This is a genomic window from Amycolatopsis sp. TRM77291, from assembly GCF_054166285.1.
This window is the reverse complement of sequence record NZ_JBSZHF010000001.1, coordinates 7,022,936-7,045,989: the sequence shown is the minus strand read 5'-3', so window position 1 is coordinate 7,045,989 and position 23,054 is coordinate 7,022,936. Positions and strand designations below refer to the sequence as shown.

The 23,054-nt window shown below is 69.5% G+C and carries 22 protein-coding genes; 12 read left to right on the top strand and 10 right to left on the bottom strand.

Features of this window, described 5'->3' with window-relative positions; genetic code table 11:
- Positions 1-26: 26 nt before the first annotated feature.
- The gene (locus tag ACXIZN_RS32810) at positions 27-239 is read right to left on the bottom strand and encodes a hypothetical protein (protein ID WP_457958887.1); all 213 of its coding nucleotides are present in this window, start codon (positions 237-239) and stop codon (positions 27-29) included.
- Between the two features lie 290 nt (positions 240-529).
- Between ACXIZN_RS32810 and ACXIZN_RS32805 the strand changes: the two genes are divergently transcribed.
- From ACXIZN_RS32805 to ACXIZN_RS32790, 4 genes are all read left to right on the top strand, one after another.
- Complete coding sequence (locus ACXIZN_RS32805) at positions 530-1,411, top strand: DUF5926 family protein (protein WP_126732512.1); 882 nt, start codon at positions 530-532, stop codon at positions 1,409-1,411.
- A gap of 73 nt (positions 1,412-1,484) precedes the next feature.
- A complete protein-coding gene (locus ACXIZN_RS32800) occupies positions 1,485-1,838 on the top strand; it encodes a DUF952 domain-containing protein (RefSeq protein WP_457958886.1) in 354 nt (117 codons plus the stop codon).
- A gap of 184 nt (positions 1,839-2,022) precedes the next feature.
- Positions 2,023-2,535: a SigE family RNA polymerase sigma factor gene (locus ACXIZN_RS32795; RefSeq protein ID WP_457960659.1), complete on the top strand. Its 513-nt coding sequence runs from the start codon at positions 2,023-2,025 to the stop codon at positions 2,533-2,535.
- Positions 2,532-3,374 carry a hypothetical protein gene (locus ACXIZN_RS32790; protein WP_457958885.1) on the top strand — a complete coding sequence of 281 codons (843 nt, stop codon included), beginning with the start codon at positions 2,532-2,534 and terminating at the stop codon, positions 3,372-3,374. The genes ACXIZN_RS32795 and ACXIZN_RS32790 overlap by 4 nt, the downstream gene beginning before the upstream one ends.
- Before the next feature lie 75 nt (positions 3,375-3,449).
- Here the strand turns inward: ACXIZN_RS32790 and ACXIZN_RS32785 are convergent, their stop codons facing one another.
- The 3 genes from ACXIZN_RS32785 to ACXIZN_RS32775 all read right to left on the bottom strand — a co-directional run bounded on the left by ACXIZN_RS32785 (position 3,450) and on the right by ACXIZN_RS32775 (position 6,181).
- Positions 3,450-4,001, bottom strand: coding sequence for a ferritin (locus tag ACXIZN_RS32785; RefSeq protein WP_034309611.1), 552 nt, complete (start codon positions 3,999-4,001; stop codon positions 3,450-3,452).
- A 157-nt stretch (positions 4,002-4,158) separates the two neighbouring features.
- Positions 4,159-5,370 (bottom strand): arginine deiminase, encoded by a 1,212-nt coding sequence (locus ACXIZN_RS32780; RefSeq protein WP_457958884.1) that lies wholly within the window; start codon positions 5,368-5,370, stop codon positions 4,159-4,161.
- Positions 5,371-5,383: 13 nt separating this feature from the next.
- Positions 5,384-6,181, bottom strand: coding sequence for a CPBP family intramembrane glutamic endopeptidase (locus tag ACXIZN_RS32775; RefSeq protein ID WP_034309615.1), 798 nt, complete (start codon positions 6,179-6,181; stop codon positions 5,384-5,386).
- A gap of 23 nt (positions 6,182-6,204) precedes the next feature.
- Between ACXIZN_RS32775 and ACXIZN_RS32770 the strand changes: the two genes are divergently transcribed.
- Positions 6,205-6,666 (top strand): PPOX class F420-dependent oxidoreductase, encoded by a 462-nt coding sequence (locus ACXIZN_RS32770; protein ID WP_126732507.1) that lies wholly within the window; start codon positions 6,205-6,207, stop codon positions 6,664-6,666.
- On the opposite strand, the gene ACXIZN_RS32765 is transcribed toward ACXIZN_RS32770, so the two are convergent.
- Entirely contained in the window at positions 6,663-7,454 is a 792-nt protein-coding gene (locus tag ACXIZN_RS32765) for a DUF2470 domain-containing protein (RefSeq protein WP_257483647.1), read from the bottom strand. The two genes, ACXIZN_RS32770 and ACXIZN_RS32765, sit on opposite strands and share 4 nt — an antisense overlap.
- Positions 7,455-7,548: 94 nt before the next feature.
- Between ACXIZN_RS32765 and ACXIZN_RS32760 the strand changes: the two genes are divergently transcribed.
- Positions 7,549-8,556 carry a hypothetical protein gene (locus ACXIZN_RS32760; protein WP_457958883.1) on the top strand — a complete coding sequence of 336 codons (1,008 nt, stop codon included), beginning with the start codon at positions 7,549-7,551 and terminating at the stop codon, positions 8,554-8,556.
- A gap of 2 nt (positions 8,557-8,558) precedes the next feature.
- On the opposite strand, the gene ACXIZN_RS32755 is transcribed toward ACXIZN_RS32760, so the two are convergent.
- From ACXIZN_RS32755 to ACXIZN_RS32745, 3 genes are all read right to left on the bottom strand, one after another.
- On the bottom strand, positions 8,559-9,299 hold the full coding sequence (locus ACXIZN_RS32755; protein WP_457958882.1) for a hypothetical protein: 741 nt from the start codon (positions 9,297-9,299) through the stop codon (positions 8,559-8,561).
- A gap of 11 nt (positions 9,300-9,310) precedes the next feature.
- Complete coding sequence (locus tag ACXIZN_RS32750; RefSeq protein ID WP_457958881.1) at positions 9,311-11,128, bottom strand: substrate-binding and vWA domain-containing protein; 1,818 nt, start codon at positions 11,126-11,128, stop codon at positions 9,311-9,313.
- Between the two features lie 174 nt (positions 11,129-11,302).
- The gene (locus tag ACXIZN_RS32745; protein WP_457958880.1) at positions 11,303-12,475 is read right to left on the bottom strand and encodes a homogentisate 1,2-dioxygenase domain-containing protein; all 1,173 of its coding nucleotides are present in this window, start codon (positions 12,473-12,475) and stop codon (positions 11,303-11,305) included.
- Between the two features lie 85 nt (positions 12,476-12,560).
- Here ACXIZN_RS32745 and ACXIZN_RS32740 point away from each other — a divergent pair, with 85 nt between their 5' ends.
- Together ACXIZN_RS32740 and ACXIZN_RS32735 are read left to right on the top strand one after the other, a co-directional pair.
- On the top strand, positions 12,561-13,418 hold the full coding sequence (locus tag ACXIZN_RS32740; protein ID WP_457960657.1) for a hypothetical protein: 858 nt from the start codon (positions 12,561-12,563) through the stop codon (positions 13,416-13,418).
- A 178-nt stretch (positions 13,419-13,596) separates the two neighbouring features.
- Complete coding sequence (locus ACXIZN_RS32735; RefSeq protein WP_034309631.1) at positions 13,597-14,238, top strand: IclR family transcriptional regulator; 642 nt, start codon at positions 13,597-13,599, stop codon at positions 14,236-14,238.
- 4 nt (positions 14,239-14,242) lie between these two features.
- On the opposite strand, the gene ACXIZN_RS32730 is transcribed toward ACXIZN_RS32735, so the two are convergent.
- Positions 14,243-14,905 (bottom strand): DUF998 domain-containing protein, encoded by a 663-nt coding sequence (locus ACXIZN_RS32730; protein WP_126732501.1) that lies wholly within the window; start codon positions 14,903-14,905, stop codon positions 14,243-14,245.
- Positions 14,906-14,992: 87 nt separating this feature from the next.
- Positions 14,993-15,580 carry a TMEM165/GDT1 family protein gene (locus tag ACXIZN_RS32725; RefSeq protein WP_457960656.1) on the bottom strand — a complete coding sequence of 196 codons (588 nt, stop codon included), beginning with the start codon at positions 15,578-15,580 and terminating at the stop codon, positions 14,993-14,995.
- Between the two features lie 188 nt (positions 15,581-15,768).
- Between ACXIZN_RS32725 and ACXIZN_RS32720 the strand changes: the two genes are divergently transcribed.
- The 4 genes from ACXIZN_RS32720 to cydC all read left to right on the top strand — a co-directional run bounded on the left by ACXIZN_RS32720 (position 15,769) and on the right by cydC (position 23,051).
- Entirely contained in the window at positions 15,769-16,722 is a 954-nt protein-coding gene (locus ACXIZN_RS32720; RefSeq protein WP_457958879.1) for a S41 family peptidase, read from the top strand.
- An 81-nt stretch (positions 16,723-16,803) separates the two neighbouring features.
- Entirely contained in the window at positions 16,804-18,315 is a 1,512-nt protein-coding gene (locus tag ACXIZN_RS32715) for a cytochrome ubiquinol oxidase subunit I (RefSeq protein WP_457958878.1), read from the top strand.
- 489 nt (positions 18,316-18,804) lie between these two features.
- Positions 18,805-19,812 carry a cytochrome d ubiquinol oxidase subunit II gene (gene cydB, locus ACXIZN_RS32710; protein WP_457958877.1) on the top strand — a complete coding sequence of 336 codons (1,008 nt, stop codon included), beginning with the start codon at positions 18,805-18,807 and terminating at the stop codon, positions 19,810-19,812.
- On the top strand, positions 19,809-23,051 hold the full coding sequence (gene cydC, locus ACXIZN_RS32705) for a thiol reductant ABC exporter subunit CydC (protein ID WP_457958876.1): 3,243 nt from the start codon (positions 19,809-19,811) through the stop codon (positions 23,049-23,051). The genes cydB and cydC overlap by 4 nt, the downstream gene beginning before the upstream one ends.
- The last annotated feature ends 3 nt before the right edge of the window (positions 23,052-23,054 follow it).

Below are 23,054 nucleotides of genomic sequence, written 5' to 3'. Positions count from 1 at the left end.
GGTGGCCGCCCCGGCGCGGCGCTGAGCTACAGATGCAGCCAAAGCCCCAGGTGCAGGTGCAGGCCGTGGTGGTGATGCCCGTGGTGATGGCCGACGCACAGCAGCAGGCAATGCCGGGCCTGGTCCGCTCCGCCGGATTCCGGCGCGGCCGAAGCCGTGCCCGCCGCGGGCCCGGCCAGCATCAGTCCGAGTGCCACGGGAACCGCGGCCAAGGCGGCCCGGCGCTTCGAGGTGCTCATCTGTGATCCCTTCTCCGCACTGCGGCGCCGGGATGGCGCCGTGATCGAGTATTCGGTGCGGTACGGGGGAAACGGCAGGCTGATCACCCGCCATTCGATCGTCCGGATGATGACAACCGTTTTCAGTCACGTTTCCGTGGTACCCGGATGGCCGCTGAAACCCGCCGATCCGGTCGATCCGGCGGTCCGCCGGGTGCCGTCCGCGCCGTCTTCGTCACCAACCCCGGGGGCCTTACGAGACGCGTGCCTTCCCGCGATAGCGTTCCGAACCGAGCTTTGAGGAGGCTGACGTGGGCAAGGGTTCGCGCAAGAAGGGTCCCAAGACGACCTCGGACCGCAAGCCGAAGGTGCGCGACGTCTTCGTCGGCCAGCCCTTCGAGGGGCTCGCGGCGGAGACCGAGCTGATCGCGCTGCGCGAGTTCGTCCCGTCGGCGACGGCGGCGCTCACGCTGGGCTCCGGCGAGAAGGTCACCCTCGGCACGGTGCTGCCGATGGCGGCGGCCGCGTTCGTCCGGTCCGACGGCGAGCGTTACGTCGGCATGCAGGTACAGACCCGGTCTTCGGACATCAGCCGCGACCTCGGCCGCGCGCTGCGATGGGTGCTCGACGCCAAGGAGGGTGACGTGCTGTCCGTGCCGGACACCACGACGCCGCCCACCGCCGACGAGAAGGCCCGTCTCCAGGACCTGCTCGACGTGAACGCCGAACTCGACGTCACGCTCTACAACGACTTCGCCTGGTGGCTGCCCGAGGACGCCGACGCGAGCGGCGACGTCGCGCTGTCCCTCGAGCGCGCGAACGCGGCGATCATGCCGACCGAACGCCTCGGCGCGGGCGCGTACTGGGTGCTCGCCGGCGAGAAGGCGCACCTGCGCTGGGTCCGGCCGGAACCGGAGAACCTGCTGCTGCAAGCGCTTGCGCGGCTGTCCGCGGCCGGTGAGCTGGGCCTCGGCGAGGGTTCCCGCTACGCCGGTTCGTTCCGCGCGCACGGGCTGCTCGTCCCGGTGTGGGACCTCGACCCCGAGGCCCACGCCCGCGAGTGGGCCGACGCGAAGGAGCAGCTCGGCGTCCGGCTCGACGCCGCGCTGAAGTCCCTCGACACCGAGCCGCTCAACGCCGCCGAGCGCCGCTCGCGCGACGGCCTGATCGGCCGCCAGCTCACCATCCGCTGACCCCCTCCCACGCATTTCGTCCTCTGAATGCGGAGCCCCGCATCCAGAGGACGAAATGCGCGAGGATGGGCGCGTGATCCTCCATATCTGCCCCAAGGGTGACTGGGCCGCGGTGCCCGAAGGCGGCGTCTACACCGCCGCGTCCCTCGGCTCCGACGGCTTCATCCACTGCTCGGACCCGGGGACGGCGCATATCCCGGCCAACGCCGTGTTCCCCGGCCGCACCGACCTGCTGTTGCTGGAAATCGACCCGGCGCTCGTCGGCGCGCCCGTCGTCTGGGAGGACGGCGACCCGCCGCATCCGGCCGGTCTCCAGTTCCCCCACGTGTACGGGCCGATACCGCGTAACGCGGTGGTGGCCGTCCACGAATTCCCTGTTCAGGGGGACGGTACGTTCAGAATTCCCGACTCCGTGTCGAGGCGCTGAGCAAGCGTCCCTCGAATTGGTTCGCGGCGAGAGACAACCTGTGGGGGCGGTCATGCGTTTCGGGAGAGGTGAGCCAGGTGAACCTGGCCGGGTGACCCCGGGAGGAGGCGATACGGTGACCGCTGCCGCGACGGTCGTGCCGGGGACGGACGTCTGGGGGACCGGCGAGAGCCGGAGGAGTGACGTGCCGGGTGAACTCACCGACTTCGGCGACTTCGTGAAGGCCGGCCTCCCGGGTCTGCTGAGGTACGGCCACGCCCTCACCGGAAACCCGCACGACGCCGCCGACCTGGTCCAGACCGTGCTGGAGAAGATCGGTTCCCGCTGGTCGTACGTCCAGCACAAGACCGGCGACCCGATGGCCTACATCCGCCGTTCGATGGCCAACGCGCATATCAGCCGCTGGCGCCGGACCAAACGCGAGAGCCTGGTCCCCGATCCGCCGGACACCCGGCCGTACAGCCCGGCCGATCCGTTCGAGCACGAGCCGTTGTGGCAGGCGTTACGCGCGCTGCCGCCGAGGCAACGCGCGGTGATGGTCCTGCGTTACTACGAAGGCCTGTCCGAAGCCGAGATCGCGGATTCGCTCGGGGTCAGCCAGGGCACCGTCAAAAGCCAGGCGAGCAAGGCGATCGCGTCGCTGCGCACGAAGCTCGCCCTGATCGAGCCCAAGGACGAAGGGAGGGAAGCGGGATGAACATGTCCGAAGAGGACGTGCAGCGGAAGCTGCGTGACCTGTTCTCTGACGATCGGCTGGGCGTGGGACCCACGCTGAATCCCGAGACGATCGTCGCGGGCGCCCGCCGTCGCCGTCGCCGCCGTCAGCTGATGCAGACCACCAGCGGGATGGCCGCCGCGGTGGTCCTGCTGGGCGGCGGGGTCACGGTCTTCACGATCCACGACAGGGACAACGGCGCGGCCTTCCCCGGAGGCGACCAGCTCACCATCGGGGCGGCCTCGTCGAGCCTGGCGCGGCCCGCGCCGGTGAGCTCGGCGCCGCCGGTCTCGCCCCCGGCGGCCCCGTCGAATCCCACTTCCGGGCAACCGCACTCGACGTCCTACGACGAGCCCGCCCCGCCGCCGAAGAGCACCGTTTCCACGAAGCCGCCGACGCAGCGCAAGGTGACCACCGGCGCGCTGCTGACTCCCGCCGGCTTCGGCAAGCTCCGGCTCGGGATGAGCGAGGCGGAGGCGGAGGCCGCCGCCGGTCCGTTGCGCGCGAAGGACTACCGGGAATCCTGCGTCTACGGCTACGTGGAGGGAACCGCCGTTCCGGGGCCGGCTTCGGTGTCGCTGACCGACGCCGACGGGATCACCGTCATCAACCCGGCCGGGACGGTGCACACCCCGGAGGGGATCGGCGTCGGTTCGACCGAGTCGGACATCCTCGCCGCGTACCCCGGCAGTACGAAGGAGGGCAGCGCCTACTTCGCGCCCGCCGGCGCGGGGAGCGCGTACCGGATCTCACTCGCCGACGACGGGTCGGCCACCGGCATCCTGCTGACCCGCGTCGACCAGAGCTGTCAGTTCAGCTGACGGGAACGAGAAAACCCGGGCTTCTCCAAGGGGGAGAGCCCGGGTTTTCCCGTGGTGGGAGCGTTGGCCGGTGCGTCAGAGCGCGCCGCCGGCGACCGGGGGCATCCCCGAGTCGGCGCCGCCGTCCCCGACGGATTCGCGGTGCAGGTGGTTCTCCACCTCGAACAGGTTGCCGTTCGCGCGTTTGACGATGTTGAGCAGCGTGGACATCTGGGAGATCTCCTCGACCTGCTCCTTGAGGAACCACTGCGTGAACTGCTCGCCGATGTAGTCCTCTTCGGCGCGGGCGGCCTTGGCCAGCTGCTGGATGTCGGTCGCGACGTCCTTCTCCTGCTGCAGCGCGAGCTCGATGAGCTCGGTGACGTCGGAGAAGTCGTTGCGCACGTCGCCGGTGCCGGGGATCTCCACGTGGTGGTCGGTGTCCAGCATGTACTGGACCAGCGCCATCGCGTGGTTCCGCTCCTCGACGGACTGCTTGTAGAAATGCTTCGCGAGCTGCGGCAGGTCCTCGGCGTCGAACCAGACCGCCAGCGCGATGTACTGCTGGGAGGCGTTGAACTCGTTGTGGATCTGCGCCTGCAGCAGTTCGTAGAACTTCGAGCGCGGTTGCTTCTTGAGGAGGGCCATGTGTTCGACGATACGCCATCCTCTTATTCGATTTCCACTTTTATCTGGTGATCTGCCCCCTATTAGGTTAGTATTACCGATAATAGGTTCACCTCAATTAAGTAAGCCTTCCCTAATCATTTGAAATCGATTAGGGAAGGCTTACTTAATTTCCGGGTCAGATGCTTTCGCGCCGGATGGGGCACGACATGCAGCGCGGCCCGCCGCGGCCGGAGCCCAGCTCGGAGCCGGTGATGGCCAGTACTTCGATACCGGCTTCGGCCAGGCGCGCGTTGGTTTCCACATTTCGTTCGTACCCGACGACCACGCCGGGCGCGAGGGCGAGGGTGTTGTTCCCGTCGTCCCATTGCTCGCGTTCCGCGGTGACCGGATCGAGCCCGGTGTCGATGACCCGGAGCCGGTCGATTCCCATTGCCTCGGCGGCCGCGGTGAGGAATGGGGCCGGGCCTTCCACCTTCACCGAACCGTCGTCGGTCGGCCGCATCGTGAACGCGGTCAGTGAATCGCGGGAAAGCGGATACATGACGACGGCGTCGGCGTCGACCATCGTGCAGACGGTGTCCAGATGCATGGTCGCGCGGGTCTGCTGGATGGGCACGGCGAGCACGGTGTGCGCGATCCCGTCGGCGAACACCGACCGCGCCAGCGACTCCGCGCCCGCCGCGGTCGTCCGCTCGCCGACGCCGATGGCCAGCACGCCCGGCGAGAGCAGCATGACGTCGCCGCCCTCGATCGGCGCCGAATGCGCCCCGTACGCGCGGGCCGCGTGGCGGAACCACGGGTGGTAGGCGTAGATCAGGTCCAGCACGGCGGTCTCGCGGACCCGGGCGGGCATGGTGAGCGAGGAGACCGCGACCCGGTCGCCGATCCACGCCGACGAGTCACGGGTGAACAGCAGGTTCGGCAGCGGATCGACGGCGAAGTCGTTCGGGTGGTTCATCAGCCGGACCAGCGAGGCGCCCTCGGCGGCGGGCAGTTCCTCGAAGGTCATCCCCGCCATCAGGACCTCGGCCAGCGTCGCCGGGGTGACGCTCGACAGATGGGAGCGGAGCGAATCGGCGAGGTCGGGCCCGAGCCGCCGCTCGTCGACGGCCGCGTGCACGCCCGCCGCGTGGGCGCGGGTGTCCGCGAGCGCCGTGCGCAGCGCGTCGGCCAGCAGCAGCACCTCGACACCTCGGCCGCGCAGCACCTCGGCGAACGCGTCGTGCTCCTCCTGCGCGCGATCCACCCAGGGGATGGAATCGAACAGGAGCTGGTCGTTGTTGCGAGGCGTGAGCCTTTTGAGCTCGTTGCCGGGCCTGTGCAGCAGCACCGCACGCAGGGGGCCGACTTCGCTGTCAACTCGGGGTGGAGTCGTCTCGTCAATCACGGTTTCACACTAGCTAGGGAAGCCAGGAAACTCGCCCTTTGAGCAGCGCGTATCCGACGAAGGAAACGAAATCCAGCGCGGTGTGCGCGGCGATCAGCGGCCACAGCCGGTTCGTCTTCTGCCACAGCCTGCCGAACACCAGGCCCATCACGACATTGCCGACGAAACCGCCGAAACCCTGATACAGGTGATACGACCCGCGAAGCACCGAAGACGCGACCAGCGCGGTGTTCTCACGCCAGCCGAGCTGCCGCAGCCTGGTCAGCAGGTACGCGACGACGAGCACCTCTTCGGCGAACGCGTTCCCGAAGGCCGACAACGTCAGCGTGATCGGGCGCCACCACGTCTCGCCCAAAGTGGACGGTTGCACCGACAGGCTGAACCCGAGGCCGTAGGACAGGAAGTACAGCCCCAGCCCAGGAATCCCGATCACCGCGGCGAGCAGCAGCCCGTGGACGACGTCGCGGCCCGGGCGCTGTTTGTCGAGGCCGATCTGGGCGAGCTTCATCCCGCCGCGCCACAACAGGTACAGCCCGAGCGCGCCCCAGCCGACCAGCTGACCGGCGCTCAGGAGCTGCTTGAGCAGGTCGACCAGGCTCAGCGTCGCCTGCGGGACGTTCAGCTGGGCCTGCTGCTGCGCCAGCGGCACCGGCTGCAGCAGCGAGTCCACAAGGGACAGCAGGCTGCGCAGCCCGGACAGGCCGAGGGTGATGCCGAAGACGACGACCAGTTCGATGACGATCGCGCGGCGGCGCGCCGGATCTTCCACGAATTCCGGCAGCGCCGGGCGTTCGGGACGCAGCCAGCTCATCGGCCGCACGTTACCGTCGGGGCATGCCAAGGAGCATCGCGACCAACGAAACCGTCGACCGCGCCGCGCTCGTCGACTTCCTGTCCACCCGCCACCGCGCCATCCTGATGACCACCAAGGCCGACGGCGGCCCCCAGCTCTCCCCGGTGACCTGCGGAGTCGACGGAGAAGGCCGGCTGGTCATCTCCACGTACCCGAAGCGCGCGAAGGTGGTCAACATCCGGCGGGAGCCGAAGGTGTCCGCCTGCGTCCTCTCCGACGAGTGGAACGACCAGTGGGTCCAGCTGAACGGCACCGCCGAGGTGCTCGACCTGCCCGACTCGGTCGAGCCGCTGGTCGATTACTTCCGCGCGATCTCCGGCGAGCACCCCGACTGGGACGAATACCGCGAAGCGATGGTCAAGCAGGGCAAGAGCATCATCCGCGTCACCATCGAGTCGTGGGGCCCGGTCGCCAAGGGCGGTTTCCCGGCGGAACTCGCCTAACCCTGCGGGAAGTACGGGCAGCCGACGAGACGGCGGATCTCGCCGCTCAGCTGCTGCGGCCCTTCGACCGGACGCGAGAACGCGAGCCGGACGTCGTGGTCGCCGGAGTCGGCCTCGACCCGCAGCCGCAGCCCGTAGCGGTCCAGCCCGAGCGGCCGGATCCAGCCGCCGCGCAGTTCGGCGGGCACGTGTTTGGCGAGCTGCTGGACGACGTCGGCGTGGTCGGTCTCCAGATGCCGCAGCCACGCGGCCTCGTAGTCGTGGAACGGATCCGGCGGCGCGGCGCTGAACATATGCGGCCGGAGCGAATGCGTGCCCTCGGCGTCGGCGAGCACCAGGGACGCCGGGGTCAGCCGCAGCAGCGTCACGCCGTGCCCGACGTCCAGCAGCCGCTCGTCCGGCCGGGTCTCGGCGATGGAGACCGCCCTGGCCCGCGCCGAAACCTCCGACAGCGGGCGGAGCCAGCCCGTGATCCACAGCAGCCCGCGGATGGGTTCCCGCAGGTCGACCGGCGCCTGATCGGTCAGTTCGACCATCACCGCGAGCTCGCCGCGCTGGGCCTCGTGCGCGCGTTTCACCAGGTGGTGCTCGTCCGGCAGCAGGATGCTGACGCTGCCGCTCGTGTGCACGTGGTGCAGCTCGGGGATGACCCGGCCGCACTGTCCTGGCTGGTCGCGCTGTTCCGCGGTCGGCATCAGCGTCGCCGGCCCGTTGCGGGTGGCGATCGTCTTCGCGCGTTCGGCGGGGTTCGGCGCCGGCGGGCGGCGGATGGACGTCGGTGTGGTCACGGCTCACCTCCTAGTTAGGTGAGCCTAACCTGATCTGGCCACCGAGTGGAAGTAGCCTGGATCACGTCTCACCGCATCCCGATAGGTTGACCAGGTGGAAGCCCGCAGAATCCGGGTGCTCGAACCACCCGAAGGGATTCCGGCGACGAACATGCCGGTCCTGGTGCCCCTGCTCGACCGCAACACCGCCACCGCCGGGACGATGACCATCGCGACCGGACTGACCGCGGCGCTGGGCGTCGTGCTCGCGGTCTCCGGGGGACACGGGATCGCCGCGCCCCTGGCCCTGCTGGTCTTCATGACACCGTCTTCGGTCTACTTCGGCTACTCCGCCCTTGCCGGATCCTTCTCGATGCGGAAGCTCACCGGCAAGCCGTTCCGCCTGGTGAGCGGGCTGGACGGCGCCGTCGTCGCGGGTGCACGGGTGAGCGTTCCGCTGGACGGGCGTTGGCTCGTCGTGCGGCTCCCGAGCCCGCTCCGGACACAGCTCGCGGCACAGCGACGGCTCTGGGTGCTCGGCCCGTTCGTCATGCTGCCGGGCGTGGTCGTCCCGCGCCGTGGCGCGTTCCGTGACGCTCCGGTGAAGGGCTCGGTCCCGTTCGCCTTCGAGCCGATGTCACCGGGCCGGATGCTCGCGACACAGCGGCGGCTGCTTTCGGCGTACTACTTCGTCAGTGTCGTGATCCTGCTCGTCGCGAGCGCGTTCGGCTTCTGGACGTCGGCGGACTATCCGCGGCGGGACAGCGTCCTGGTGGAGGCCACGTGGATTTCCGGCTACGGCTTCGCGGTGGGCGCCGTCGGGCTCGCGATCGTCGTCGTGGTGCTGCTCAGGAAGCTGCCCGAGCCGCGATGGACCGAACTCGCCGTCGTGTCCGGGCCGGCGTCGGTCAACTTCTTCGGCATGGTCACCGTGAAGGGCCGGACCGTCCTGCCCGACGGCCGCGAGGTGACGGTCACCGCCGGTGGTTCGGATCAGTCGCTGGCCGCGAACATCGCCGCGACCGGGCGGCTGTGGGTGCTCGGCGTGCCCGCGGCAGGGAAGACGGCGAAGGCCGGAGTACCCGGTCACGCGGTGTTCGGGCCGGTCCGATTCGGCCGGTGACGTCAGCCGAGGGAGCGTCGCGTCGCTTCCTCGGTCTCCACGACGCCTCGCCGGATCCCTTCCAGCTGTTCACTCAGCTCGCCGATGGTCGTGGTGTCGAGCAGTGAATCGCCGGTGGCGGCCGACAATTCGGCGGCCCTGGCGACCAGCCCGTCGAGGCCGAGCGCCCCGGATCGCAGCTGTGCCAGCAGTTTCCGCTGCGCGCTCGACAGCCGCGCGTGCACGTCCTCCTGTGCCTGCACGGCTTCGAGCGACTGGATCAGGTCGCCGCGGATGTCGTCGTCGGCGGTCTTGAGATCCTTTCGCAGCCGGGCTTTCTCGGCGGACACCGCGCCGAGATCCACTCGCGCCAGCGCCTTTCCGGTGGCGGACGCCCGGGCGGCCAGCCGCCGGAGGGTGTCGACGGTTTCCCGCACCACCGGTTCCATGTCGGCCACCCGGTCGGCGAGCGGTCCGGTGTCGAGCGAAGCGGAAATCGACCCGAAACCGTCGGCCGCGGCTTCCGCGCGCCGCAGCCAATCCGCCTCGGGCGAACCGGGCTCGACGTCCGGGAGCGGCCGTTCTTCGGGCTCTGGCAAGGGTTTCGGCCGCGTGGCGGCGGCGACGCCCGCCCGGGCGGCCAGCACGGTCACGCCGACGCCGAGCGCGGCGAGCACCGGCAGCTGCACCGCCCAGGCCGCACCCGCCGACGTCGCCGCGAGGAGCAGTCCCCACGGTTCGGCCAGCTCACGGACGAAGCGCATATCCCAGGATCTCAGAAATTCGAGATCACGGCGGTGAAGACCTGGTCGATCGAGTCCGGCTTGGACGAGTCGTACCCGACGCCCTGGGTGGCCTCGGCGATCTCCTTGAGGATGTCCAGATCCGCGTCGGAGCCGTAGGCGATGGTGAACATCCGCACCGCCTCACCGCCGCCCTCGGTCCGCAACCGGCCGACGAGATTCGGCAGATCGATCCCGCCCGGATCCTCGTTCCGGCCGTCGGTGAGCACGACGACGGCGTTGATCGCGTCCGGATCCAGCCGCTGCTTCATGAATTCGTAGGCGGCGAGCGACGAATCGTAAAGCCCCGTCCCGTTCTGCGGGGTCAGCCCGTTCAGCCGCGACGCCAGCTCCTGCCTGCCCGGCTCGCCGCCGATCGGCGACACCGGCCGCAGCTCGACGTAATCCTTGTCGCCGTCCATTTTCGTCGAGAACATCCACAGCCCGACCTTGTCCGCGTCGCTGAACTGCGGCAACGACGCCACGGCCGCCTGTTTCGCGAGATCCATCTTGTTCTTCCCGGTCCCGTCGACGCCGTCGCCCATCGATCCGGAGACGTCGACGACCAGCAGCACGTTCGCCTTCTTCCGCAGGTCCTTCCACGACTTCAGCACCTCGGTCAGCACCGGCGGGCTCGGCGGGCGGATGAGGTTGAGCTTCGAATCGGGCTCGGCGCCGTTCTCCTTCGTGGTCTGCGAGCCGGGTTTGCCGTCGAACGTGCGGAAACCGATGTCGCTGAACTTCTGCTGCGCCTCGGCGCCGCGCAGATGCGCGAGGAAATCCGCCGAGACCTGCTTGCGGAGGTCGTCGGCCCAGTTCAGCACGGTGAACGGGTGATCGGAGTTGAGCGTGCCGTCGCTCGGGTAGATCCCGACGAGCGGCACCTTCGGCGGCGCGTGCTGCCCGCGTTTCGCCGGGTCGTTGGTGGGATTGCCCTGGTTGTAGCCGACGAGCGAGTTCTCCTCGACCGTCACCGCCGAGATGTACGACATCGCGGCGCCGCGGTCGTCGGCCTTCTGCAGGTTCGTCAGGAACGTCAGCGTGTTGTCGCCGTAGTGGACGATGGCCTGCTCGACGTTCCGCACGAACGTCTGGGCCTCGGGCTTCGCGAGCGCGTTCGCGGTGAGGTCCGAAGACGTGCCCGTCGCCGCGTAGTAGGCGCCGATGGTGGCGTTGAGGCCGGACGTCGAGATGTTCGGATTCGTCTTCCCCAGCCGGAATTTCCCCCACTCCGGGTGGCCGTACTTCGCCCAGCCCTGCGGATCGGTGGCGAGCGCCGCGAGGTCCTTCCAGCCGATGCCCTTGCCCGGCCAGCCGAGCGCCTCGGCCATCGGTTTCGGCATCGCGACGACCAACGGTGCGTTCGCGACCGATTCCGGGTCGCCCTCCGGTACCAGCGCGGGATGGTCGGAGCCGGTGAGGTTCTGGCGCAGCAGGTTCACCCAGCCCGACGCGGCGGGCGTCCAGACGTCCGGGCGCGGGCCGTCCACCGCCTCGTTCCAGCCGCGCGACAGCGCCTGCATCGCGGTACCGGACGATTTCGACTGCACGAGCACGTCGACGCAGCGTCCGGCCACCGTGCGGCCGCTGTAGCCCTTGGCGATTTCGGCGACCACGCCCGCCTTCTCCGGCGATGACGACACCTGGAGCTTGACCGCGTCGCCCGTCGTGCACTTCGCTTCCGTGGCTTCCTCGCCGGAATCGCTCGTGATCGCGCGCAAACCGATGATCAATCCGATCGCGACCACCGCGGCGGCCACGAACGCCAGGACCTTTCGGCCGCCGCGGGACTGCCCTGGATTCACGACCATGGAGAACCTCCCGGTGAGAAACACCGATTATCCGGAGGTTTCGCCTTGTCAGGCTCGGCGTTGCCGAACCGTTGCGGCCATGGCGGTACTTATCCCGCCACCGCCTCGCATTTAGTCCTCTGAATGCGTACGCCGGTCTTCGAATACCGCATTCAGAGGACTAAATGCATGCCGTCAAGCGCCCGGGCCCCGGCCGGACCAGGTCCAGGCGTAGCCGTGGTCCTCCGACGCGTCCGCCGCCTCGCCGAGGTCCAGCGGCGCGAAGGTGTCCACCATGACCGCGGTCTCGTCGAAGAACTGCGCCCCGATCGACGCCTCCGCCGCCCCGGGCTGCGGCCCGTGCGTGAAACCGGACGGGTGCAGCGAAAGCGAGCCGACCTCGATCCCGGAACCCTTGCGCGCCTCGTAGTTCCCGCGGACGTAGAACATCAGCTCGTCCGAGTCGACGTTCGCGTGGTTGTACGGCACCGGGATCGACTCGGGGTGGTAGTCGACCTTGCGCGGGCAGAACGAGCAGACCACGAAGTTCGGGCCCTCGAAGGTCTGGTGCACGGGCGGCGGCTGGTGCACGCGACCGGTGATCGGCTCGAAGTCGTCGATGTTGAACACCCACGGGTACAGGCAGCCGTCCCAGCCGACGACGTCGAACGGGTGGGTCGCGTAGGTGTAGCGCGTCAGCCCGGCGCGGTGCCGCACGAGGACCTCGACGTCGGTGCCGTCGACGACCAGCGGCTCCGACGGGCCGCGGATGTCGCGCTCGCAGTACGGCGAGTGCTCCAGGAACTGGCCCTTCGCCGACAGATACCGCTTCGGCGGGCCGATGTGGCCGCGCGCCTCGATGGTCAGCAGCTTGACCCCGTCGTCGTGCGGGAGCACGCGATAGGTGCACGACGTCGGGATGACGAGATAGTCGCCGTCGCCGACCTCCAGAGCGCCGTAGATCGTCTCGACGGTCGCGCCGCCGCCCTGGACGTAGAACAGTTCGTCGCCCGCGGCGTTGCGGTACAGCGGCGACGGCTTGGTCGCGTGGACGAAACCGATGGTGACGTCGGCGTTGCCGAACAGCCGCCGCCGGTCGGTGACCGCGTCGGCGTCGCCGAACTTGAGGTCGTGGGTCTTGAAGGCGCGGGGTTTGAGCGGGTGGTTCGGGGTGATGGGACCGCGCTCGTCCTCGATCGCGACCGCGTCGACGATCGCGGTGGGCAGCCCGCGGTGATACAGCAGCGCCGAGTCCGCCGAGAAGCCCTCGACACCCATCAGTTCCTCGGCGTACAGGCCCCCGTCGGGCTTGCGGAACGCCGTGTGGCGCTTGTGCGGGATCTCGCCTACCTGCCGGTAGTAAGGCATCGGAATCTCCCCGGAACGTGTCCGTTGTGCGAACGATTTTGTCCTGATGTCGTACGCTACTAGCGTGTCAGTCGTGTCAAGCGCTGTGGAACTCACGCCACCCGGCCCCCGAGGAATCCCTCCCCTGTTCGCGCGGCTCGTCGACGACTCGGCGTTGTTCCCGCCCGGCGAGGCGTCCATGCCCGAAGCGCTGCGAGCGCACTTCGCGTCGAGGGCCGGTGAGCACTCCGGCGTCCTCGGTGTGTTCCTGTGCCAGGCGTCGCGGCTGCCCGAGCTCATCACGGAGCTCATCAAGATCAAACCCAAGGAACCGCTGCCGCTGTCGCTCATCATCGACACCGGCCTCGGCGGTGTCCCGAAGGCGATTTCGATCGTCGAGTCGCGCAGCGAGATCCTCAGCCTGCGCATGGTGGAGATGCCGGCGCCGTCCGACGTCGACGAGGTCTGGCTGGAACGCGTCTCCGAATTCGTGCCCGAGGACGTCATCCGCGTGGTCGAGCCGCGGCGCGGCGTCGGCTGGCTGGACGGCGTGCGGAAGGTGATCGAGCACGGCAGCTGGCCGAAGATCCGCTGCGGCGGCAAGGCGGGCGAGAACTTCCCCAGCGTCGACGAGGTCGCCGACTTCCTCGCGGTGGTCAGCGGCTCGACCGGGGCGTCGTTCAAGGCGACGAACAGCCTGCACCGTGCCGTCCGGCACACCGAGGAGTCGAGCGGTTTCACCCATCACGGGTTCCTGAACCTGATCGTGGCGTCCGCGCGCTGCCTTTCGGGTGGTGACGTGCGCGCCGCCCTCGAATCGACCGACGGCGCCGCGCTGGCCGCCGAGGCCAAGGGGATGTCGGACGAGGCGGCGAAGGCCGTTCGCGGGCTCTTCGCCTCCTACGCGGCGGCTTCGTTCGACGAGCCGGTCGCCGACCTCGGGGAACTCGGGCTGCTGCATTGATTATCGCGCTGCCGCTATCGCGCTGCCAGGGCGCTCGTGACCATGGAAGCTCGCGCGTTCTTGAAGGGCGCCCTGTCATCGCGATAGCGGGGCCTTTGGCCAAAAGGCGCGACTTCAAAAGATCAAAAGATCTTTGGTCGCTTCAGCCTCGGTCGCCTGAGCTTCGGGCGGGTCGGCCGTGACTCGTGAAGGGTCGCTGACTCTGGACCGCGGGCTCGCACTGCTCCAAGCGGTCGCGGACGCCGGCGGCGAGGCGGCGACGATCTCCGAGCTCGCCGTCGCCATCGGCGCGAGCCGGGCCGCCGTCTACCGGCTGCTCGTCCCGCTGTCCGAACGCGGCCTGGTGTGGCGCGACGGCAACAAGGTGCGGCTGGGGGTCGGCCTGCTCCGGCTCGCCGGGCAGGTCCTCCCGCAGCTCCGCGAGGCCGCGAGGCCGGTGCTGCGCGAGCTGGCGGAGAAGGTCGGCGCGACGGCGCACCTGTCGGTCGCGCAGGGGGACCAGGCGCAGGCCGTCGCGGTCGTCGAACCGTCCTGGACGAGCTTCCACGTCGCCTACCGCGTCGGGACCCGGCATCCGCTGTCCGCCGGCGCCGCGGGCAAGGCGATCACGCTGCGTCCCGGCGGCGGCGAAGGCTGGGTCACCTCGTCGGGTGAGCTGGAGGCGGGGGCGTCCGGGGTCGCCGCGCCCGTGCGCGGGGTGCCCGGCCTGAAGGCCAGCGTCGGCGTCGTGTCGCTCGAACCGCTGGACGCGTCCGTGGTCGGCCCGGCGGTCGTGGCGGCCGCCGTCCGGCTGGCCGAGGTGCTGAAGCAGCCCGAGTAGCGCGTCAGCGGTGGCTGAGCAGCGGGCGGACCATGGTCGCCAGCAGCGTGAGGTCGACCGCGAACAGCAGCCGCTCGAACAGGCCGAGCGTGACCTCCTGATGCGACGGGCCGGTGAGCATCGTCCAGACGAACCCGCCGAGCACGATCACCACCGCGGCGAAGCTGGCCACCGCGAGCCGCCGGATCGTCGTGCGGCGCGGCTCCCACGGGCATCGCGCCCGGCCGCGGCGGGTCAGCACCCAGGCGGCGGCGGGAAGCGCCAGGAAGGCCGCCAGCGCCGCGTAGTTGTGGATCTGACCGGCCAGTGAACGGGCCTGGCCCTCGGGGTCGACGGGGACGAGCGCGAGGACGAACAGCCCGGCGCACCACACGCCGAGAAGGACGAGAACGGACTCGTAGCCCTTGCGGTGCGCCTTCGCGATCCCGCCGAGGAGCGCGAGCGAGCCGAAGCCCAGCGCCAGGCACATCGCGCCGAACAGCGGGGCCGCCGTCGAACCGGGCGAGAGGTAGCCGTAGACGTACTCGGACAGCGTCTGCCAGATCGGGCTGACCTGGCTGGACAGCCTCAGGTGCAGGTCGATCGAGATGGCGACCGCGACGGCCATGCCGAAGACCGCGAGCCTGCCGTGCACGGGGGAGACGGCAAGTGTCTTCGGCGAGGTCACGAGCGGTTTCTCCAGGCAGGTCGGGGCGGGTGTTCACCTTTTCGTTCCCGAAAGGTTACCCGGCGAACCTGTGAAGAACCCGTGCGGTCAGAACGCCAGCTGGGCCAGCGCGAACAGCGAGAACCCGGCGAAGACGCAACCCGCCACGCGCTGGATGAGCTTGGGGCGGATCCGGCTGCGGACCTTCGCGCCGATGAAGACGGCGAGCCCCGCGACGGCGACAAGCGCGACGAAGGAGCCGAGTGCGACCGCGAACGGGTTGCCGAAGCGGGCCGTGAGACTGGCCGTCGCGAGCTGGGAGGCGTCACCCCATTCGGCGGCGAACAGCACACCGAACGACGTCAGCGCGGAGCGGAAGAAGGTCGCGGGGCTGGGCCCGGAACGCGACGCGTCCTCGCCGCCGTCCTTGCCGGGGCTGAACCCTTCACGAAGGAGCATGAACGCGCCGATACCGAACATCGCGGCGACGATCACGGTCACCAGTGTCTCCGGAAGCAAAGTGAGCACACTGCCGAAGGTGGCGGCGATCGCGGATTGCACGGCGAATGCGGCGGTGACCCCGGCGAATACCGGCCACGCGCGGAAACGGGTGGTGAGAACGAGGGTGGCGACGAGAGTCTTGTCCGGTAGCTCCACGGCCAGTACCAGGCCAAACGCGCTGATCAGCGCCAACATCGAGCTCGACATGACAGTGCTTCACCCCTTTCACTGCAACGATAAAGGGGCGATTCAGAGAAAGGCAAGCTGATGGCTTTTCCGAATCGCCCGGCATGTGCGGGCGAATTGTTTTTCGTGGTCGGGCTGAATTGAGATTTCGGCAAACCGAATTCTTTTTTCCGGTTCCGCTGGTAGCGTCCGGCCGCATGGACGAGAGAGCGCGGATCGAGGACGTGTGCAAGCGGCTGAAGGAGCACTACGTGTTCCCCGACGTCGCCGAGAAGCTGACCGTCTTCTTGCGGGCGAGGCTGCGTGACGGCGCGTACGCGGGGCTCGACGATCAGGCGTTCGCCGTCGCGGTCACCGCGGATCTGCAATCGGTCAACGGGGACAAACACCTGCGGTTACGGCATCACGCCGACCCGCTGCCCGAGGTGGACGGGGAGTCGTTCGATCCCGAGCAGTACCGGCGGGAGGCGGAGCTGAACGGCCACGGCATCGCGTCGGCGCGGCGGCTGGCCGGGAACGTCGGCTACCTGGAGACCAAGCTGCTCTACGGGCCGGACGTCGCCGGCGAGGCGCTGGCCGCGGCGATGACGCTGCTCGCCACCACCGACGCGCTGATCATCGATGTCCGGGAGAACCGGGGCGGGGACCCGATGGCGGTCGCGCTGATCATCAGCTACCTGGTCGGCGAGCCGACGCATTTCAACAGTATCTATCTGCGCGACGGCGACGTGACGAACCAGTTCTGGACACTGCCGTACGTACCGGGCCGGAAGTTCGGCGCGGACAAGCCGGTGTGGGTGCTGACCGGGCCGACGACGTTCTCCGGTGCCGAGGACCTGAGCTACTCGTTGCAGCAACTGGGGCGGGCGAAGACGGTCGGCGCGGTCACCGGCGGCGGGGCGAACCCGCGGAGACAGTACAAAGTGGACATCCACCTGGATGTCACCGTCCCGGGTGGACGGGCCGTGAACCCGGTCACGGGGACCAACTGGGAAGGCGTCGGCGTCCAGCCCGACATCGCCGCCGACGTCGAGGCCGCTTTCGACACGGCGTACGCGCTGGCGCTGGAACACGTGCTGACGCTGGGGGATTCGGGCGTGCGGCGGCAGGTCGCCGACGAGGCGCGACTCACACTGGCCGGCCTCGGCTGACCTGGGCGCGGGACCTACGTCCCGGCGAGATCGGGACCACTTGGACTGGCGGGCTCAACGGGCGTTGAGCAGGCTTGAGGCGTGGAAGTTCTCGATCTCGCTCGATGGCAGTTCGGTATCACCACCGTCTATCACTTCCTGATGGTCCCGCTGACCATCGGGCTTTCCGTCCTGGTCGCCGGGATGCAGACGGCGTGGGTCCGGACGGGTGATCAGCGGTACCTGAAGATGACCAAGTTCTGGGGGAAACTCCTGCTGGTCAACTTCGCGATGGGCGTGGTCACCGGCATCGTGCAGGAGTTCCAGTTCGGGATGAACTGGAGCGCGTACTCGCGGTTCGTGGGTGACGTGTTCGGCGCGCCGCTGGCGATGGAGGGGCTCGTCGCGTTCTTCGTCGAGTCGACCTTCCTGGGACTGTGGATCTTCGGCTGGGACAAGCTGCCGAAGAAGGTCCACTTGGCGTGCGCGTGGGCGTACTCGCTGGCGACGGTGGCGTCCGCGTACTTCATCCTGGCGGCGAACTCGTGGATGCAGCATCCGGTCGGGGTCGAGTTCGTCGACGGGAAGCCGACGATGAACTCGATCTGGGCGGTGCTGACGAACAACACCGCGCTGGCCGCGATCCCGCACACGCTCGCGGGCGCCTTCTCGGTGGCGGCGGCGTTCCTGGTCGGTGTCGCGGGCTGGCAGCTGTGGCGCAAGCGTTCGGAGGACGACGAGCACCGCGCGGTGTGGCGTTCGTCGTTGCGTCTCGGCGGCTGGACCGGTGTGGTGGCGTTCGCGGTGCTGGCGATCACCGGCGACTTCCAGGGCAAGCTGATGTTCGAGCAGCAGCCGATGAAGATGGCGTCGGCGGAAGCGTTGTGCCACACGGAGAAACCGGCGAGCTTCTCGATCATCGCGATCGGCGACGTCCGGAACGCGAACTGCGAGGACGTCAAGACGTTCAACGTGCCCGCGCTGCTCTCGTTCTTGGCGCACAACGACTTCTCGACCGAGGTCAAGGGCGTGGAGAACCTGGTGACCGAGTACCAGGCGAAGTACGGCACGAACTATCCGGACGACCCGCAGCTCGGTTCGCTGGCGGGCAAGCCGATCGACTACGTGCCCAACCTGCCGGTGACCTACTGGGGTTTCCGCGCGATGATCGGCTTCGGCGCGATCTCGGCCGGGATCGGGTTGCTGGCGCTGTGGCTGACCCGGCGTGGGCGGATCCCCGGGCAGCGGTGGTTCCCGTGGATGGTGCTCGGCGGGATCGCGACGCCGTTCATCGGCAACAGCGCCGGCTGGATCTTCACCGAGATGGGCCGTCAGCCGTTCGTGGTGGTGCCGAACCCGACCGGTGTCGACGGGGTGTGGATGTTCACCGCGCAGGCGGTCTCGAAGTTGTCCACAGGCGAGGTCTGGACGTCGCTGATCGCCCTGACGACCGTCTACGCGGTGCTCGGCGTGGTCGAGGTCTACCTGATGCGGAAGTACGTCCGCGGCGGCGTGGACGCCGTCATGCCACCCAAGAAACCGGCCCCGACCAGCAAGAACAGCGACTCGAAAGGCGGTGACGGCGATGACGACGCACTGGCCTTCGCCTACTGATCGCCTCTTGACGTCACCTACCCAGCCCCCCGCCCTTCCCGGGGGACGGCCCCGCACCCAGCGTATCGGGGGTATCGCTCAGGCGGGTTACCCACAGCCGATCTGTGGACAACTTGAGCGGTTGTGGATAACTCAGGGCGACTGGGGATGGAAGGGCGGGCTCCTGGGGTCCGGGAGCGTGGGGGGGGGGGGGGGGCNGAGTTCAATCGTGCTGAATCGTGTCGATGTCCACGAGTGGCCCCCGGGGAACATCTCCGTTTTGTTCGTCCACAAAGGACGTTGTCCGCCCGGTGGCCGTGTCGCGAAAGCCACTTTCGCGACGCCTGATGTCCCGAAAGTGGCTTTCGCGACACGGCGCGAGGCGACAGAGCGCGTGACCGGGCAGCGAGCTGAAGGCCCCCGTCCCCGCGTCGCATGCGGCGAAAGCGCCCTTCGGTCCCCGAAGCCTCGGAAGCACCGGAAGCCCAAGCCCAGGAAGGTGAGCATCCGATGACCCTCGAAACGATCTGGTTCTGCGTCATCGCCCTCTTCTGGCTCGGCTACCTCTTCCTCGAAGGCTTCGACTTCGGCGTCGGCATGCTCATGCCGGTCCTCGCGAAGGACAACACCGAGCGCCGCGTCATGGTCAACACGATCGGCCCGGTCTGGGACGGCAACGAGGTCTGGCTGATCGTCGCCGGCGGCGCGATGTTCGCCGCGTTCCCCGGCTGGTACGCGTCGCTCTTCTCGGCCGCGTACCTCCCGCTCCTGGTGGTCCTGCTCGCGCTCATCGGCCGCGGCGTCGCGTTCGAGTACCGCGGCAAGGTCGACTCCGATCGCTGGCGCCGCAACTGGGACCGCGTCATCGGCATCGGTTCGTGGATCCCGCCGTTCGGCGTCGGCCTGCTCCTCGCGACCACCGTCCTCGGCCTCCCGCTCGACGCCGACGGCAACCGGGTCGGCGGCCCGTTCGTCGCCCTCAGCCTCGAAACGTTGCTCGGCGCGATCGCGGTCGTCGGGTTCTCCCTGGTCCACGGCGCCGCCTTCCTCGCGCTCAAGACCGAAGGCGACCTCCGCCACCGGGCAAGGAACCTGGCCACCCGCCTGCTCCCGGTCGCGCTCCTGCCGTTGCTCGGGTTCCTCATCGTCGTGCAGTTGCGCTCAGGTGACCTGTGGACGCTGTTCCTCATCGGCGTCGCGGTGGTCGCCGCGGTCGTCGCGTGGTTCAAGATCCGCATGGGCCGCGAAGGTCAGGCGTTCGCCGCGCTCGGCGGGGTAATCGCGGCTTCCGCCGTCGCGATCTTCGTCGCCCTGTACCCGAACGTCCTGCCGTCCACTGTGGACCCGGCGAACACGCTGACCATCGCGGGCGAGGCGTCGAGCCCGTACACGCTGACCGTGATGACCTGGGTCGCGCTGTTCGGCGCTCCCGCCGTCCTGATCTACCAAGGCTGGACGTACTGGGTGTTCCGCAAGCGCATCGGCACCCGGCACATCCCACCGGTGCACGCACCATGACCGAACTTCCCGGCCGCGACACCCTTTCCGCCACGGAGTCCACAATGGACCCAGCGCGACCGGGGAAGGGTCCGCTCGGCGCGCTGGCTCCACTTTCGAGTGCGGCGCGCCGAGCGTTGATCCTCAGCGGGTTCCTGTCCTTCGTCAACGCGATCCTGCTGGTGGGGCAGGCCTTCCTGCTCGCCGACGTCCTCTCCGCGGTCGTCCGCGGAACACCGGGGGACCGCACCGCCCAGCTGGCCGTGCTGCTCGCGCTCGTCGCAGGGCGCGCGTCGACCGGCTGGGCGGTGCGGATCGTTTCCGTTCGCGCGGCCGCCCGCGCGAAGGAGGAGCTGCGCGGCAAAGCCCTCGACCACGCCTTGAAACTCGGCCCGGAATGGATCGCACGCCGCGGTCACGGCGAGCTGACGTCGTTGACCACCAAGGGACTCGACGCGCTCGACGCGTACTTCACCCAATACCTCCCGGCATTGGTGACCGCCGCGATCGTGCCGCTCGCCGCGGGCGTCGCGATCCTGTTCGCCGACTGGCCGTCGGCCGTGCTCGTCGTGATCACCGTGCCGCTGGTTCCGCTGTTCGCGATCCTGATCGGCAAGCACACCGCCGAGCGCGTCGCCGAAGCCGCCGACGCCGAGCAACGCCTTTCGGGGCACCTGCTCGAACTCGTCCGCGCGCTGCCGGTCCTCAGCGCGTTCCGCCGCGCCGGCGCGCAGGCCGAGACGGTCCGGAAGATCTCCGAACGTCATCGCCGCACGACGCTCAAGACGTTGAAGGTCGCGTTCGCGTCGGCGTTCGCGCTGGAACTGATCGCGACGCTGTCGGTCGCGCTGGTCGCCGTCGTCATCGGTGTCCGCCTGGTCTCCGGCGACCTGTCGCTGGCCATCGGCCTCGGCGTGCTGATCCTCGTGCCCGAGTGCTACCAGCCGCTGCGCGCGGTCGGCGCCGCCTTCCACGCCAGCGAAGACGGTGTCGAGGCCGTCCGCCGTGTCGCGGACGTGCTCGCGGAACCCTTGCCGCCCAACGGTTCCGAGACACCCGCCAAGGGCGAGATCGACGTCCGCGGACTGCGCGTGGCCAGGCGCGGCGGATTCGCGCCCGACGGGGAGACGTTCAGCGTCCGGCCCGGCGAGATCACCTGGTTGCGCGCGCCCAGCGGCGGCGGCAAATCGACGACGCTCGCCACGCTGCTCGGTTTCGTGCAGGCACACGACGGGACGATCACCGTCGGGGGCACCGACCTCGCCGACACCGACCTGGAGCGGTGGCGCGAGAACGTCGCCTGGGTGCCGCAGTCGCCGGTGTTCGGCGGGGGCACCGTCCGCGAGGAGGTCGGCGGCGAAGACGTCCTCGCCGAACTCGGCCTCGCCGGGCTCGCCGAGCGGCCGGTTTCCAAGCTGTCACAGGGGCAACGGCAGCGCGTCGCGGTGGCGCGGGCGCTGACGCGGGTCCGGTCGGGCGCGTGGCTGCTCCTGCTCGACGAACCCACCGCCCACCTCGACGAGGCCAGCGCCGCGCTCGTCATGACGGCGGTCCGCAAAGCCGTCGACGAGGGTGCCGCCGCGATCATCGCCGCACACGAGCGCAAACCCGGTGTCGACATGTCGACCACGGCGACAGCCGATTCCGGAATCACTGAAGACGGACAGACGGTCAAGCCGCTGCCCTGGCGCGACCTGCTGCACCCCAGGTTCTTCGGCGGCGCGTTGCTCGGCGCCGCCGCGTTGCTCGCCGGGGTCGCGCTGACCGCGCTTTCGGGCTGGCTGATCGCCAAGGCGTCGCAACAGCCGCCGATCCTGACCCTGACGGTGCTGATCGTCGGCGTGCGGACGTTCGGCCTCGGCCGTGCGGGGTTGCGTTACCTCGAACGGCTGGTCACGCACGACGCCGCGTTCCGGATCGCCGGAAGCCTGCGCGTCCGGCTGTGGGAGTCGCTGGTGCGGCTCGGCCCGGCTCGCGCGCTGCGGGCCGGTGAGGAGCAGCGACGGCTCGTCGGCGACACCGACACCGTGCGCGACCTGCTTCCGCGGGTGATCACGCCGCTGGTCGTGGTCGCGCTGGTGGCCGTCGGCGCCGTCGCGGTCCAGGCCGCCGTGCTGCCCGAAGCCGGGCTCGCGCTGGCCGCGGCCGTGCTGGTCAGCGCGTTCGCGCCGCTGCTCGCGCTCCGGGTGGAACGCCGCGCGACCAGTGCGCTGGCCGCCGGACGGCGTTCGGTGTCGGCGCAGGTGCTGAGCCTGTTCGAAGCCGCCGCCGAACTGATCGCGTACGGGGTCGACAAAGAGCGACGTCGCCGAATCGCCACGACCGACGCCGCGCTGACCGCCGAAGCCCGGCGACAGGCCTTCGGCGCCGGAGCGGCCGACGCCCTGATCATCCTGGCGACGGGGGCCGCCACCGTCGTGAGCACCGGGTTCGCCGTGAGCGCCGTCGCCGCCGGCGCACTGAACCCGGTCCTCGCGCCCGTGGTCGCCCTGGTGCCGCTCGCGCTGGCGGAGGTCCTCTCCCTTCTTCCGCCCGCCGCGCAGCACTGGGACACCCTGCGCCAGGCCCGTCTGCGCCTCGCCGCTTGCGATGAACGGGCCGTTCTCAGCGAGGAAAGCGCCGTTCCCGGCACCGGCGGAGTGCGGATCCGGGACGCCGATCTCGGCTGGCCCGGCACGGAGCGCCCGGTTCTCACCGGGGTCGATCTCGACATCGCGCCCGGCACGCACGTCGCCGTCGTCGGCCCGAGCGGCGCCGGGAAATCGACGCTCGTCGCGGCCCTGCTCGGTTTCCTCAAGCCGAGCAAGGGCGACGTCGCCGTTCCCGGGAATGTCGCCTGGGCGCCGCAGGAGCCGATGCTCGTTTCGACCACGGTCGCCGAGAACCTGCGGCTGGCCAAACCGGCGGCGTCCGAGGCGGACCTGCGGAAAGCCTTGTACCAGGCGGTTCTCGAGGACGTCGAGCTCACGACGATGCTCGACAGCGCCGGCGCCGGGCTCTCGGGCGGGCAGGCGCAGCGGGTCGCGCTGGCGCGGGCGGTGCTCGGTGCCGCGCGGGCCGATCTGGTGCTGCTCGACGAGCCCACCGCCCACCTCGACGAGCCGACCGCGCGCACCGTCCGCGAACGGCTCGGCGAGGCCCTCGCCGGGAAGACCGTCGTCCACGTCACGCACAACGCCACCGAAGCCGACGGCGCGGACGTGATCCTGGAGGTGCGGGAGGGCCGCGTCACAGCGCGCGCGATGGCCGGAGCCGACTAATGT

What these genes read in the sequence shown, in the direction of transcription:
- cydB (WP_457958877.1), top strand. Translation starts at nt 18,805, where the DNA reads ATGACCCTCGAAACGATCTGGTTCTGCGTCATCGCCCTCTTCTGGCTC.
- ACXIZN_RS32810 (WP_457958887.1), bottom strand. Translation starts at nt 239, where the DNA reads ATGAGCACCTCGAAGCGCCGGGCCGCCTTGGCCGCGGTTCCCGTGGCA.
- ACXIZN_RS32750 (WP_457958881.1), bottom strand. Translation starts at nt 11,128, where the DNA reads ATGGTCGTGAATCCAGGGCAGTCCCGCGGCGGCCGAAAGGTCCTGGCG.
- ACXIZN_RS32775 (WP_034309615.1), bottom strand. Translation starts at nt 6,181, where the DNA reads ATGAGCTGGCTGCGTCCCGAACGCCCGGCGCTGCCGGAATTCGTGGAA.
- ACXIZN_RS32785 (WP_034309611.1), bottom strand. Translation starts at nt 4,001, where the DNA reads ATGGCCCTCCTCAAGAAGCAACCGCGCTCGAAGTTCTACGAACTGCTG.
- ACXIZN_RS32755 (WP_457958882.1), bottom strand. Translation starts at nt 9,299, where the DNA reads ATGCGCTTCGTCCGTGAGCTGGCCGAACCGTGGGGACTGCTCCTCGCG.
- ACXIZN_RS32725 (WP_457960656.1), bottom strand. Translation starts at nt 15,580, where the DNA reads ATGTTGGCGCTGATCAGCGCGTTTGGCCTGGTACTGGCCGTGGAGCTA.
- cydC (WP_457958876.1), top strand. Translation starts at nt 19,809, where the DNA reads ATGACCGAACTTCCCGGCCGCGACACCCTTTCCGCCACGGAGTCCACA.
- ACXIZN_RS32790 (WP_457958885.1), top strand. Translation starts at nt 2,532, where the DNA reads ATGAACATGTCCGAAGAGGACGTGCAGCGGAAGCTGCGTGACCTGTTC.
- ACXIZN_RS32720 (WP_457958879.1), top strand. Translation starts at nt 15,769, where the DNA reads ATGGACGAGAGAGCGCGGATCGAGGACGTGTGCAAGCGGCTGAAGGAG.
- ACXIZN_RS32770 (WP_126732507.1), top strand. Translation starts at nt 6,205, where the DNA reads ATGCCAAGGAGCATCGCGACCAACGAAACCGTCGACCGCGCCGCGCTC.
- ACXIZN_RS32745 (WP_457958880.1), bottom strand. Translation starts at nt 12,475, where the DNA reads ATGCCTTACTACCGGCAGGTAGGCGAGATCCCGCACAAGCGCCACACG.